The 12,250-nt window shown below is 46.2% G+C and carries 10 protein-coding genes and 5 pseudogenes; 6 read left to right on the top strand and 9 right to left on the bottom strand.

From position 1 onward, the window contains the following. Nucleotides 1-6: 6 nt before the first annotated feature. Nucleotides 7-398: pseudogene (locus HFV01_RS11460) on the bottom strand (zinc ribbon domain-containing protein); the annotation flags it as partial. 150 nt (nucleotides 399-548) lie between these two features. Between HFV01_RS11460 and HFV01_RS11455 the strand changes: the two are divergent. After that, nucleotides 549-797, top strand: a complete 249-nt coding sequence (locus HFV01_RS11455; RefSeq protein ID WP_006625279.1) for a tetratricopeptide repeat protein — start codon at nucleotides 549-551, stop codon at nucleotides 795-797. Nucleotides 798-983: 186 nt separating this feature from the next. Here the strand turns inward: HFV01_RS11455 and HFV01_RS11450 are convergent. After that, nucleotides 984-1,859, bottom strand: a pseudogene (locus HFV01_RS11450) (IS630 family transposase). Nucleotides 1,860-1,922: 63 nt separating this feature from the next. Next, a pseudogene (locus tag HFV01_RS30490) lies at nucleotides 1,923-2,075 on the bottom strand (ISKra4 family transposase); the annotation flags it as partial. 655 nt (nucleotides 2,076-2,730) lie between these two features. On the opposite strand from HFV01_RS30490, the gene HFV01_RS11445 reads away from it, so the two are divergent. Then, complete coding sequence (locus tag HFV01_RS11445) at nucleotides 2,731-3,066, top strand: antibiotic biosynthesis monooxygenase (RefSeq protein ID WP_006615878.1); 336 nt, start codon at nucleotides 2,731-2,733, stop codon at nucleotides 3,064-3,066. A 225-nt stretch (nucleotides 3,067-3,291) separates the two neighbouring features. Here HFV01_RS11445 and HFV01_RS11440 read toward each other — a convergent pair whose 3' ends face one another. After that, on the bottom strand, nucleotides 3,292-3,525 hold the full coding sequence (locus tag HFV01_RS11440; RefSeq protein ID WP_035759725.1) for a hypothetical protein: 234 nt from the start codon (nucleotides 3,523-3,525) through the stop codon (nucleotides 3,292-3,294). A gap of 50 nt (nucleotides 3,526-3,575) precedes the next feature. On the opposite strand from HFV01_RS11440, the pseudogene HFV01_RS11435 reads away from it, so the two are divergent. Next, nucleotides 3,576-4,453: pseudogene (locus HFV01_RS11435) on the top strand (IS630-like element ISAtsp1 family transposase). Nucleotides 4,454-4,929: 476 nt separating this feature from the next. On the opposite strand, the gene HFV01_RS11430 reads toward HFV01_RS11435, so the two are convergent. The 4 genes from HFV01_RS11430 to ntcA all read right to left on the bottom strand — a co-directional run bounded on the left by HFV01_RS11430 (nucleotide 4,930) and on the right by ntcA (nucleotide 8,397). Further along, the gene (locus HFV01_RS11430; protein ID WP_006625277.1) at nucleotides 4,930-5,253 is read right to left on the bottom strand and encodes a DUF760 domain-containing protein; all 324 of its coding nucleotides are present in this window, start codon (nucleotides 5,251-5,253) and stop codon (nucleotides 4,930-4,932) included. A 101-nt stretch (nucleotides 5,254-5,354) separates the two neighbouring features. Then, complete coding sequence (locus HFV01_RS11425; RefSeq protein ID WP_008051305.1) at nucleotides 5,355-5,753, bottom strand: pre-16S rRNA-processing nuclease YqgF; 399 nt, start codon at nucleotides 5,751-5,753, stop codon at nucleotides 5,355-5,357. Next, the gene (locus HFV01_RS11420; RefSeq protein WP_187758586.1) at nucleotides 5,747-7,222 is read right to left on the bottom strand and encodes a DUF3084 family protein; all 1,476 of its coding nucleotides are present in this window, start codon (nucleotides 7,220-7,222) and stop codon (nucleotides 5,747-5,749) included. Before HFV01_RS11420 ends, HFV01_RS11425 begins: the two co-directional genes overlap by 7 nt. A 509-nt stretch (nucleotides 7,223-7,731) precedes the next feature. Further along, complete coding sequence (gene ntcA, locus HFV01_RS11415; protein WP_006670397.1) at nucleotides 7,732-8,397, bottom strand: global nitrogen regulator NtcA; 666 nt, start codon at nucleotides 8,395-8,397, stop codon at nucleotides 7,732-7,734. A gap of 462 nt (nucleotides 8,398-8,859) precedes the next feature. Here ntcA and fabI point away from each other — a divergent pair, with 462 nt between their 5' ends. The 3 genes and pseudogenes from fabI (at nucleotide 8,860) to hisB (ending at nucleotide 10,953) form a co-directional block, all read left to right on the top strand. Further along, nucleotides 8,860-9,636 (top strand): enoyl-ACP reductase FabI, encoded by a 777-nt coding sequence (fabI, locus tag HFV01_RS11410; protein ID WP_006670396.1) that lies wholly within the window; start codon nucleotides 8,860-8,862, stop codon nucleotides 9,634-9,636. A 250-nt stretch (nucleotides 9,637-9,886) separates the two neighbouring features. Beyond that, nucleotides 9,887-10,279 (top strand): annotated as a pseudogene (locus tag HFV01_RS11405) (zinc ribbon domain-containing protein); the annotation flags it as partial. A gap of 26 nt (nucleotides 10,280-10,305) precedes the next feature. Continuing rightward, nucleotides 10,306-10,953: an imidazoleglycerol-phosphate dehydratase HisB gene (gene hisB / locus HFV01_RS11400; RefSeq protein WP_006625270.1), complete on the top strand. Its 648-nt coding sequence runs from the start codon at nucleotides 10,306-10,308 to the stop codon at nucleotides 10,951-10,953. A 59-nt stretch (nucleotides 10,954-11,012) separates the two neighbouring features. Here the strand turns inward: hisB and ctpA are convergent, their stop codons facing one another. Then, on the bottom strand, nucleotides 11,013-12,233 hold the full coding sequence (gene ctpA / locus HFV01_RS11395; protein ID WP_046319500.1) for a carboxyl-terminal processing protease CtpA: 1,221 nt from the start codon (nucleotides 12,231-12,233) through the stop codon (nucleotides 11,013-11,015). Nucleotides 12,234-12,250 lie beyond the last annotated feature (17 nt).

Genomic DNA, 12,250 nt, shown 5'->3' with positions numbered 1-12,250 from the left:
ATACATTTACGCGACATTTTTCCGGTTGTTCCCGGACAATGCAACGATAGCACTATTACCCGTTAAGGTAACAGAGGCGGTATCCCGCAAAGCTTTTAGAAAGATTCCCAAAGCACCGTTCCAGTCCCGTGGTAGAGTGAACCCGCACTCCGGACATCGGAACACTTTTGAGCTACCTAGCTGGGAATGGACATGACCACAGTGAGTACAGGTTTTGCTGGTGTATTCTTCGGTCACATCTACAACTGTTCAGTTATTTCCCCTTGATGTCTCAGGGTTAGTTTGAATCGATAATGCGCCCATTTCAGCATGGCGCGGGCAGTCTTAGACCTGATTAGACGCTTCACCTTGGCAACCATATTGGAAGTCTCGAAGGTGGGCCAAAAAATCCGGCTGTGTTATGGGATGGTCAGGGATGCGACCCAATCAACCAAGGGGTTGAAGTCCTCACCGGGTAGTCCCCACGCCCATTTCAGCTCGATTTCATACCCGAAGGTCTCGCACCATACTTGGTATTATACCGTATTGCCGTAAAATGTTAACCTAATTTGAGATTAAATCATGCTCCCAAATTTGAGGCGGCGATCGCTTATACTGGCGCGATCAATATCAAACCTGATTTTATCCCCGCTTTGACCGCTAAAGCCCAAGCCCTATTTCACCTGGGAGACTATGCAGAGGCGATCGCATATCTGCGACTCAACCGCGACCAAGAGGCTAAAGATGCAGCCCAAAGGGCATTAGAAATTAATCCTGGCGACCTAGAAATTAAACAATTTCTGCAAACACTCCCCTAAAAATCAGTAGGGGCAGCTTTCCGCCGCCCCTAAGACCAAACTACATTGATGTACCTACACTTTCGCGATCGCCATCCTCATTCGTGCCTTCATAACCACTTTGAACAACTAGACCGTGGTTGTTGAAGCTTTTCCAGGCAGGCGAATTAGGCGAGGAGGTGGCAGCTATAGCATTAGTCAAGGTGGTTAGGACGCAGATTGGAGAACGGAATCCATGGCATCATGGAGAGAATCAAACTGCTCAATACCGTGGCGAATACGGGCTTTCAGCCACGACCAACATTTCTCTATCTTGTTGAGGTCTGGCGAATAAGGCGGAAGATAGAGTAAACGGCATTGAGCTGCCTCCACCAGTTCAGCAATCCGCCCCCCTTTATGAAACGTTGCATTGTCTAGCACTAGAGTCTGACCTGGCTTCAGTGTTGGAATTAAGATGAACTCCAACCACAACTCAAACACTGTCCGATTACAACAACCCTCAAAGCTAAAGGGGGCTAAGAGTTGTTGATCACACCATGGGGCCATATAGCTCACCCTGCCCTGCCTCTTCCCTGATTTGAGGGCATGGAAGCGTTGTCCTTCCTCGCAGTAACCATAAGGATAATCCGAGTCTTGACTATTCATGCCAGCTTCATCGAGGTAAACCAACCCTTCCGGCTCCATCTGTTCAATCTGAGCAATCAACTCCTCTCGCTGTTGCTTCCAACGTTCTTGGTAGCCGTAAGTTTTTTTTCTGGTGAAGCCAATTTTCTTCAAGGCTCTGGATATGGTGCGAGGAGAGATGTCGTCATCCCAAAGTTCAGCCATTTGAGCGGAGGTTTTGTGGCCATGCTCTTAGGCAAAAGCCTTGAATTTGTGCCAGTCGGTAATTTTGTGGTTATGACCAGGTGGGCGATTAGGTTTAGGGAGGAAGTCTCCGGTGTGTTCTTTTCTTTGGAGCCAGAGATTGATAGTGTTCCGGCTGAGATGGAAAAATTGACTGGCTTTGGTTTTGGACATACCGTATAGTTCAATTGCATTGATAACTTTTTGTCTAAGGTCGTAACTGTAGGGGGCTGGCATTTTTGGTCTTCTTAGTCATCTCGTCCTCTCCATTATACGTCCTAACTTTCCTGTCTTATGCTATAGTTGAGGCAAGACGTGTTCTTGAGTAAGAGCACGAACACTCTTCTCATTGGCTTCAAGGGTGGTCAGTTCAGTAGGGTTAGCTTCGCTGTAGAGAATGGCCGCAATCGCGTCAAGGTGTTGCTGGAGTTGAGCTGGTTTCTGAGAATCCATGAGTAGAGGGAGGGTGAGTGGTGCTTCGCTCATTATGTAGGGCTGTGGGTGAAGGTTGCACTAAGTACAATTACTCATTTCTTAACTGAGATGCACCCTTTGAATGGGAGGGGATGGAGGCGACTCCATTCTCGACCCCTACCAGACGTGCCACGGTGTAGATGTAAATCCGGCAATAAGTAGGAGTTTTACGGCGAGAGCGAGTTGAAAGACTACGTGGTGCATATAGCTCTGAACGAAGAAGGACCAAGCGGTGAAATCAACACTATACCAATAACAATTGGGCAACCACATCAGGAGCCGTATGAGGCGAAAGTCTCAAGTACGGTTGGGAAAGGGAGGGGATGGGGGCGACTCCATTCTCGACTCTACCCATACATTATACTGTACTTTGTGTTTTGGGTAAAGGCTGTATAGATAATTAAGGGGAAATTAACAGCGAATAATTGATAAAAATTGACCTATATGGGTTAATATGGGTTTTGGGCTCAGTTCCTCTCCGTGTGGCGGAAAAGAGGGGGTGTCAAGACTTGTTTCCTATAGAGCGCGTAAAGTACCTCAGCATCTGGCATTTGTGAATGTTGGTTAGCCAAAATGTATCGGTTGGTCTAGCACCAGGAGTCCAATGTTCTCAACTCATAACCGGTGGTTAGTTATGTCCGAATTTTTTGATTTTCTGAAACACAAACACGCCTATATTGCGATCGGGGAGTTTAAGCCTGGTAAATTTGAAGAAGCCCGAGAACTGTTTGAACAAGCAGTTTCAACCTACAGTACCGGGTTCAAAGGGTCTTATTTGCTACAGGAACCGGGAACTGATCGTGGTATTGCCATTATCTTCTGGGAAAATATCCAAGACATGGAAGCCAATCAAAGTGAAGCATATCAGGCTTTGCTAGATCAAATGACACCCCTATTCGCCAAAGCCCCGACTACTTCATTCTACGAAGTTCGCAGCGAAATTCGTGCCGCCGCCGAATCTCTAGTTTAATCAAAACTTGGGGCTGGTAACTCAAAAGCAGATAATGAACCTTGATTAATCATCACCCTGGTCGAGTTGAGTTAAACAGAAGCGTTTACCGTTGTCTTGGAATTGTAGAAGTCCAGATTGGTGTCAAGGGACTTAATGCGATCGCTTTTTTGCCCTAGCTGGGAATTTGTACTTATTTTGTCCATCTTCCCAGTAGGTTGTCCTCCATTGGGTCAGTCTGATTAATTACTCCTTGGCTTTTTCCCTAGGATGGTTAATTCGGCTAGTGCGATCGCTTAATCCTGTTGGGTACTGCCTATATTGATTTAGGATTGTGTAAATCAGCTTCATTAATTCGTTGTCTCTGGAGTTAACCTCTGATATCAGTTTCTGATTTTGCTTCATTAACTGCCAGACTAAAAAAACGGTAATGCCATCAGTTCCCAGTTTGACTATCTCAGGTAATATAGCACCAGACAGGAAAGTTAGGACGTATAATGGAGAGGACGAGATGACTAAGAAGACCAAAAATGCCAGCCCCCTATAGTTACGACCTCAGACAAAAAGTTATTGATGCCATTGAACTAGACGGTATGCCCAAAACAGAAGCCAGTCAAGTTTTCCATGTCAGCAGGAACACCATTAATCTCTGGCTGCAAAGAAAAGCACAGACCGGAGACTTCCTCCCTAAACCTCATCACCGACCTGGCAATAACCACAAAATTACCGACTGGCAAAAATTCAAGGCTTTTGCCCAAGAGCATGGCCACAAAACAGCAGCTCAAATGGCTGAACTTTGGGATGACGACATCTCTCCTCGCACCATATCCAGAGCCTTGAAGAAAATTGGCTTCACCAGAAAAAAAAACTTACGGCTACCAAGAACGTGATGAGCAACAGCGAGAGGAGTTTATGGCTCAGATTGAACAGATGGAGCCGGAAGAAGTGGTCTACCTCGATGAAGCCGGCATGAATAGTCAGGACTCGGATTACCCTTATGGTTACTGCGAGGAAGGAAAACGCTTCCATGCACTCAAATCAGGGAAGAGGCAGGGCAGGGTAAGTATGATAGCCGCATGGTGTCATCAACAACTCTTAGCTCCCTTTAGCTTTGAGGGTTGTTGTCATCGGACAGTGTTTGAGTTGTGGTTGGAGTTCATCTTAATTCCAACATTGAAGCCAGGTCAGACTCTAGTATTGGACAATGCAACGTTTCATAAAGGGGGACGGATTGCTGAACTGGTGGAGGCAGCTCAATGCCGTTTACTCTATCTTCCGCCTTATTCGCCAGACCTCAACAAGATAGAGAAATGTTGGTCGTGGCTGAAAGCCCGTATTCGCAACTGCACGTGAGCAGTTTGATTCTCTCCATGATGCCATGGATTCCGTTCTCAAGGCTGCGTCCTAACCGCATTGACTAGTGCTATACATCAGAAACCAAAGCAAAGCCCCCACCCGTCGAAGCCACTAGCCCGAGTAACACAATTATTCTCTTCATTTTTTGATGCACCCTGATTCTCTACTTACCCAGTGCGACTTGGCTGGGCAGCCCAAAGTGGGTTATAGCTATCTCCCACCCGACAGCAAAATTAATCAACTCATAACCCTGGACAGAGGCAGTCCTCTCACCAGAGACTTGTTAACTAATTACTGCTTCGATCCTAGGTTTACATTGTCTTACAAACCTATAGGTTTGGGTAGTGGGCAGTAACCCATCAGGGGGATAACCACTGATCATCTCAATTCTCAATTACTATAAACTTATACCTAGTTAGCGCTATGGTCGGCGGGAGTAACTATCAAAATTGGCAGTTTTTCTGAAGAGGCAAAAAACTTGATGGGAGCCAATTCTACTGACTCCCCAGACCTGCTAAATTTTTCTGGTTAACTGTAAATATTAGAAACGGATTTTTCAAACTCCATGCGCTGTTTAGCTTTGTTGAGAAAATATCCATTCATCATCGCAGAAGCTAGAAGGCGACCAAGATTTTCACGGCTAGTAGTAATTGTGACATCAAAATGCCCAGAAGGCAATCCACCAAGTATTTGCAGTAGATTATGTTCCATCAATTGGGCTACATCGGGATCAGGTTGGGAGAGTTGGGCTATTGTTTCCGGGGGCATTGATTTCACATATTGCCACAATCCATTACTGCCGGAAAGGCGATCGCCACAAAACTCAGGAACTCCATTTGACTTGTTATTCATTTGCCAGATCCTGTAATAATCTATCTTTAACTATACTATAGCCATATCACTAGCACCATCGACAGTGATTAAAACCGAACCTCAGCAGACGGCTACCGTAACTAATTTCCCGCCTGATAACGTTCCACTAGGATAATTGCCACGATATCATCAATGGGTCTAGGGGGAACCCGCATCCCCTGGGGTAACAGACGAGAAAGACCCTGGGGGGGATACATTTCCCAATAGCGATCGCGTGCTTCCAAAGAACTATAACGCTCATCAACTTCGGCTATGTGAATAGACTTGGGAAGAACCGCACGCATTTGTTGTTTCCAGGTCTGGGAAGTGGTTTGATTTCCCATCACCACCATTTGCACCGAAAACTGACTACAGAGTGATTTTACCGTAGCGATCGCATCATTCGCCGCCACTACCTGATGATAATAAACTTGTTGATTGTCCCCTACCACCGCCACCCCGCATTTATCCCGACCCGGGTCAAAACCCAAAATCACCATCGCCAAACCTCCGCCCAATCAATATCATCCAGTTTTCGGGTCGGTTGACGAGTGCTAATCAACACTTCCCCATTATGACGCGCAAACAAATCCAAGCGCAGGGGACCGATAGTATAAATATCTTCCGCCGCCACCGCTTGTAGTTCCAGGGTTTGATTATACCCCTCCAACTGCTGAATAAAATAAATCAGAGTATCTATGCGATCGTCACTCATTTCTATAGAACCATTTACCACCCCCACAAAACGAGCCCTAAAACTCGAAGCATCTAAAAGCTGTTCTAATTGCTGTTGCAGTCTTTCCGAACTCATCGTAGCCGGATTTAAAGAAGTTCCTGCCACTACTTCACCGCTGCTAAATAACAATCGATTCGGTTCCGCCATGGTATAAACCGCCACCCGTTTTTCACCCACCAAATAATTAGCAGCCGCGATTATTTGCACCACATACTCTCCACCATTATTAATTTCCTCAATCAGTTCTTCCACCTCCGCTTTAGTAATCATCACCACCATATCTTGGTTAGCACTTTGATTACCCATTTGCACAAATTTTAGGGCCTTCCTGTTCGCTTCTTGTAGCAGTCTATTTACCGTTTCTATAGAACTATTTTTATCGCTAATTCTCACCAATCCACTCGCCAAAATCTCACCCCTTTTTAGAGCCACACTACCCTCTCGCAGCATTTGAAAACCCCGTTGGGCATTAGCTTTTTGTTGTTCCAATTGCTGTTGAGCTATTTCCAATTCCGCTAGGCGTTCTTCCCGTTCAGCAATCACCATATCTTGGTCAGCAATTTGGCGATCGCGCTCTTCTATCTGAGCCGAAACCCTCTCCCGCTGATCGATTAAATCTTGACGTTCTACTTGCAGTTGATCTATTTCAGTTTCTAGATCTTGTTTTTGCTGAGATACTTGACTTAATTGATATTCTATGCTATCAAGTTCCTCCTCAATCTCGGTTTTAGCCGCTTCCATTTGGCTGAGTTGATTCTGAAGTTGATGCAATTCACTCTCCGTATTTTGCAGGCGACTTTGAGCCCTTTTCAATTCTTGCTCACGTTCCAAAACTTCTACCTTAGCATTATTAAGAGAAGAATTAATTTCGTTTAAGTAATCAACCGCTGCTTGTAGTTCATTTTGAGCCTGTATTAACTCTGATTCTACCCGATGTTTTTCCACCTGAGCATGGGTCAAATCCCTCCGAGCTTGGTTAAGTCTATCCTGAATTTGGTCAATAGTAAACACACCCCGGCGCAGAGGTTTGCTGGTCGCGAATAAAATCACTAGAGTCAAGGCGGAAAGCATAGTTCCCGTAGCCATAGTCACCACCGCCGCCGTTTTTTTGGGGCGCATTTTAAATAAACTCAGGCGAGCCTTACCCACCTTAGTCCCGAGGCGATCGCTCACCACCGCGATCACCCCTCCGAGAGTTAGAATAGCAATAACAAAAATAACAGCAGCGGTCATATCAATTTCCAGGCGACTAGATCAATGCTCGTTCACGAGCCCCCACTTGATGGCGGGAAGTGGTAGTATCTTCAAATTACAAGGATTTATCCTAGGCTAGTGGCGGCAGCCGTCGCGGAACACCCAGAACCTTTACCGGAGTTAGTCCCCATTTCGGGGCTGTTAACGAAGACAAGCTTTTACCTAGAGTCCGACGGATATCAACCCACTGCGGAGGATTTTACAGGTTTTTATTTGGGGTTGAGAGGTTCTGCCCAAATTGGGGGAGGAATTTTTGTCCACCCCTTGCCATACCGCCAAACCCAACCCAATTCTAGCACAAAAATCAGGTTTCCCTACCGAATATTGGCTAAATCTGACCCCTACCTCCAGGCTAAAAAAAACAGCAAGCCTGGGGACTACCGAATCGATATCATCCCCAAAACCTCCCGGTATGCGATTGTGTTTGAGTTCAAGGCGGGAGCAACTGCTGGTCAGTCTGTGACCGCCAGACTCACGCTCGGAATTTTTCAAGTAAATTGTTGGCTGAGGGTAACAGGATTATGAACAGTAATTTTCTTTTTATAAATGGAGATCATATTTTTCTCTCGTAAGTCTCCCAAAAGTCGAGTTACAGTCACTCGCGTTGAGCCAATAGCTTCAGCGATCGCCTGATGGGACAATTTGAGATCAATACGAATCCCATCTCGACCGGGAACCCCAAAATCTCGACACAAAATCAATAAAAAACTGACCAATCGCGATCCCATATCCCGATGCGCCAAAGTTTCGATCATCATCTCCGTTTGCAGAATGCGAGACGACAGACCCCGCAACATCACCATAGACAATTCGGGATCACTTTTCAGAGCCTTTTCCACCTGTTCAATGGGAACAGAAAGCAATTCCACCTGGGTAAAAGCCACCGCATGGTAAAACCGATCAGACTTATGACCCGTAATCAGCGAGAGGACACCAAAGACACTATTTTCCCTAAGTAGAGCCACAGTGATTTCCTCTCCCGCCTCATAAACCCGAGACAGCTTCACGGCTCCCTTAATTAAGACATAAACCCGCTCGGCTGGATCACCGGGGAAAAATATAGTTTTACCACGGTCAAAACTCTCCACCACAGGGGGAAACGCTCCGCCACCAATTTGACGGAACACTGATGCTAACGGTCTATCATACGTCACTGACCCGATTCCTTCCACTTAACCACTGCGCTAGTTTGACTCTGACTTTATCCGACTTCAAATGTTCACCGACTCCCTCGTTAAGCGAAAGATTATAACGGGAGATCCCCTAACACTCACCTAGAGTGATTCCCTGGCACAAAGGTTTTTACCCTGACCTGGAATCAAAATTGTGAGTATCTCAGGAAGTCCATTTATACAGGTCATTGGTTTCATGTCTACCCAGAGTATATCTAAGCCAACGGAGTTTGTGTCGAAAAAACGACTAAATTGCCATATTTTGGCGATGGGAAAGATTTTGACCTGAAATTAGCAACCTGCGATCGTGAACTGGGTGCATACTATGCCCGCCTGCTCCTGAGTCATCTAGGCACGCCAAAGGGATTTTACCACCCAATGTCTTTTTTTCAACCCCCAATTGTGGGAGTTTGATCGTCCCCTTTTCAAATACAATAATCTACTATGTTGGATTTAAACGGAAAAAACGCACTGGTCACTGGCATTGCTAACGAGCGATCCATCGCTTGGGGTATTGCCCAACAACTCCACTCCTGCGGTGCTAACCTAGGAGTCACCTATCTACCCGATGACAAGGGACGGTTTGAAAAAAAGGTTCGCAGTCTAGTTGAACCACTTAATCCCAGTATCATCATGCCCTGTAATGTTCAGGATGATGCACTGGTAACATCCCTATTTGATACCATCCGAGACCAATGGGGGAAACTCGATATCCTCATCCACTGTCTGGCTTTTGCTGGTAAGGAGGAACTATCGGGAGACTTTAGCACCGTTTCCCGTGAGGGTTTTACTCGCGCCTTGGATATTAGTTCCTACTCCCTGGTACAGTTGAGTGGGGCTGCTAAACCCTTGATGACCTCTGGTGGTAGTATTGTCACCCTCACCTATTTAGGGGGAGTCAGGGTGGTTCCCAATTATAATGTCATGGGAATTGCTAAAGCTGCCCTAGAAATGAATGTCCGTTATTTGGCTGCTGAATTGGGCCCCTTGGGGATTAGGGTTAATGGTATCTCCTCTGGACCGATTCGGACTTTGGCTTCCTCAGCGGTTGGCGGCATTTTAGATATGATTCATCATGTGGAGGAAATTGCCCCCCTCAAGCGGACTGTAACTCAGACTGAAGTGGGAAATACGGCTGCTTTCCTATGCAGTGATCTCTCTAGTGGGATTACTGGCCAGATAATTTATGTCGATTCTGGTTACTGCATCATGGGAATGTAACCACAAATATATCGACAGCCCACAATATCTATCATGGGACTCGGGGAGCGGTGAAATTAACTGTTCCCTGTTCCCTGTTAAGAGCATGATTTAATCTCAAATTAGGTTAACATTTGACGGCAATACGGTATAATACCAAGTATGGTGCGAGACCTTCGGGTATGAAATAGAGCTGAAATGGGCGAAATAACTACCCGGTGAGGACTTCAACCTCTTGGTTGATTGGGTCGCATCCCCGACCATCCCATAACACAGCCTGATTTTTTGGCCTACCTTCGAGACTTCCAATATGGTTGCCAAGGTGAAGCGTCTAATCAGGTCTAAGACTGCCCGCGCCATGCTGACATGGGCGCATTATCGATTCAAACTAACCCTGAGACATAAGCGCGGAAATAACTGAACAGTTGTAGATGTGACCGAAGAATACACCAGCAAAACCTGTACTCACTGTGGTCATGTCCATTCCCAGCTAGGTGGCTCAAAAGTGTTCCGATGTCCTGAGTGCGGGTTCACTCTACCACGGGACTGGAACGGTGCTTTTGGAATCTTTCTAAAAGCTTTGCGGGATACCGCCTCTGTTACCTTAACGGGTAATAGTGTTATCGTCGCATTGTCCGGGAACAACCGGAAAAATGTCGCGTAAATGTATCAGTTCCCTAATTATTGACTATGCAAACTCGCGATCGCACTTCAACTTCCACCACCGCAACTAACCCTAATATCACCGATAACCGCATTGCTACTGTCAAGCGTACTACCGGGGAAACTGATGTTTCTGTGACGGTGAATTTGGACGGTACAGGTAGCTGTGATGTGGCTACCGGAGTGCCTTTTTTAGACCATATGTTGCACCAAATTGCCTCCCACGGTTTATTAGATTTGGAGATTAAAGCCGTCGGAGATACTCATATTGACGATCATCATACTAATGAGGATGTGGGGATTACTTTGGGTCAGGCTTTGGCTAAGGCTACAGGCGATCGCAAAGGAATTGTCCGGTTTGGTCATTTTGTCGCCCCCCTTGATGAAGCCTTAGTCCAAGTATCCCTAGATTTTTCCGGTCGTCCTCACCTCAGTTATGGCTTGGAAATCCCCACTCTCCGGGTAGGAAACTATGATACCCAGTTAGTGCGCGAATTTTTTGTGGCTGTGGCTAATAACAGTTTGATGACCCTTCATATTCGCCAGTTGGACGGGATTAATTCTCACCATATTATTGAAGCCGCATTTAAAGCCTTTGCGCGATCGCTCAGAATGGCCCTAGAAATCGATCCACGTCGTGCGGGTACTATTCCCAGTTCCAAAGGCGTTTTATAACTCATCGAAAACTTAGGGTGGGAAGGCGACCCACCCTACACCGGGGAGAAACAGAAGGTCTACATTTGATACCTCAATAAATCAACGGCTTCTTGATATTGGGGGTCGGCTTCTGTTGCTAATTGCGATCGCATTAAATTAGGGCTTTTTACAATGCGATCGGGCTTAATTCCCTGTTTGTTAATATCAGTATGGTTAGGGGTTTCATAATGGGCGACTGTCACCGCTAACCCCGAACCATCAGACAAATCAAATAGGGATTGAATTAAGCCTTTCCCGAACGTTTTTTCACCCACTAATAAAGCGCGGTGGTTGTCCTGAAGCGCACCCGCTAGAATTTCGCTGGCGCTGGCTGTACCACCATTAACTAATACCACCAACGGCGCATCAGTTAAAGCCGATTTCGTAGAATCAAAACCTCCTAAAGACCCTCGCCTATCTACAGTATACACGATCGCACCTTGATTTAACCACAACCGAGCAATTTCCACCCCCGACTGTAGCAGTCCACCGGGGTTATTTCGCAAATCCAAAATAAAACCCTTCGCCCCAGCATTGATGAGGTTATTAATCCCATTAGTCACCTCACTGGTCGCATTCGCGCTAAACTGTCGCAGGCGCAGATAACCAAAAGCCAGATTATCCTCAGTTTTTCTCAGTTCGTAAAAAACCGGATTTAGTGTAATGTAATCTCTTAGTAATGTGAAATCCTTAGTTAACTGATTTTCGGCGGATTTTACAGTTAAAATTACCTCGGTTCCGGGGTTGCCTCGCATCTTCGCCGCCGCCTCATCCAAGGTCATATTATCAGTAGATAAACCATCAATTTTCAGAATGCGATCGCGCGGCTTAATCCCCGCATCATCAGCCGGAGAACCATCAAGGGGAGTCACCACCACCAGCGCCCCCGTCTCAGCCTCCTTAGCAATTTGTAACCCCACTCCCGTCAATTCTCCAGAGGTACTAACTCGGAGACTGCGATATTGTTCCGGTCTCAATAATCGTGTAAACGGATCATCAAGACTCGCCAACATTTCCTCAATAGCCAGATAAGTTTCCTCCCGATTTCTGAGAGGTTTCTTAATTTGTTTTTCCCGCAATAACCACCAATTTTGATGATTAAAACTCTCATCAACATAGGCGCGGTTCACAATACCCCAACTCTCGCTCAGGAGCTTCTGTTCATCCGTCAGCGCCCAGGCGGGTCGCACAACTACTCCCCAAACTAGGATAATCGGTAGGAAGGCGGCGAGGACACAAGAAACCAGTCGTCTCGGCATAATGGCAAATTTTATGT

Origin of the sequence: Limnospira fusiformis SAG 85.79 (assembly GCF_012516315.1) — a bacterium.
Classification (GTDB): Bacteria; Cyanobacteriota; Cyanobacteriia; order Cyanobacteriales; family Microcoleaceae; genus Limnospira; species Limnospira fusiformis.
Note: the sequence above shows the minus strand (reverse complement) of the source record. Positions and strands in the feature narration are given on the sequence as shown.